We start from the raw sequence: 657 nt of genomic DNA on the forward strand, positions 1-657 counted from the left end.
GACCTCCATGGCATCATGGTTAACAGACATGATCGTAGCTCCTCATCGCTCAAAATTCTTCATCAACACCCGATGCGGATGTTGGCGGGCTTAAGCGCCGGGCCGCAGTAGCCCCGTAAATAGGGTCTTTGGTCAGCGCCCTAGGAGTCTTTTGAAAAATCCTTTGGGGCGATGATCCTCAAGCAAGGCGGTTGCCTGCTGACGCCATTTGTCCCTGTCCTCGCGCAGATCGGCAATGGTTTCCTGGAGAAGGGCGCGTTCTCGCTCGCGCTCTTTCTCTTGCATTTCCAACTGGATGCGGAGGGCTTCTAAGCTGTTACCTTGGTGTTCCGGTTTGTTTCTAGGTAACTCACCTGTCGGTGTTACTTCCGTTACCATGGGGAACACTCTGTGCAGCTCTGACGGATCAATGGCATAAGACCCATCTTCCAGCTTAGTAGCTGAAATCTTGCCAGATTTTATAGACCTGTGCAGGGTCGTCTTGCTTTTTCCTACGGCTTTTGCCGCGTCTCCAAGGGTGTAACTCATGGGGTTCCGTCGCGTTCCAGAGTGCCTGTTGCGGGCTGTTCCAATGTGCTGCGCCTCTTGATGCGGTACTCTCGCATGAAGGCCACACGGTCGCCTTTGAAGAATAGGGCGGGGTTCACCCAGAACTGG

Annotated in this window: 1 protein-coding gene; it reads right to left on the reverse strand. The window is 53.9% G+C overall.

Features of this window, described 5'->3' with window-relative positions; genetic code table 11:
- Nucleotides 1-132 precede the first annotated feature (132 nt).
- Complete coding sequence (locus PKE99_RS38270; RefSeq protein WP_189383123.1) at nt 133-528, reverse strand: MerR family transcriptional regulator; 396 nt, start codon at nt 526-528, stop codon at nt 133-135.
- Nucleotides 529-657 lie beyond the last annotated feature (129 nt).

This window comes from Pseudonocardia halophobica, assembly GCF_027922425.1.
GTDB lineage: Bacteria > Actinomycetota > Actinomycetes > Mycobacteriales > Pseudonocardiaceae > Pseudonocardia > Pseudonocardia halophobica.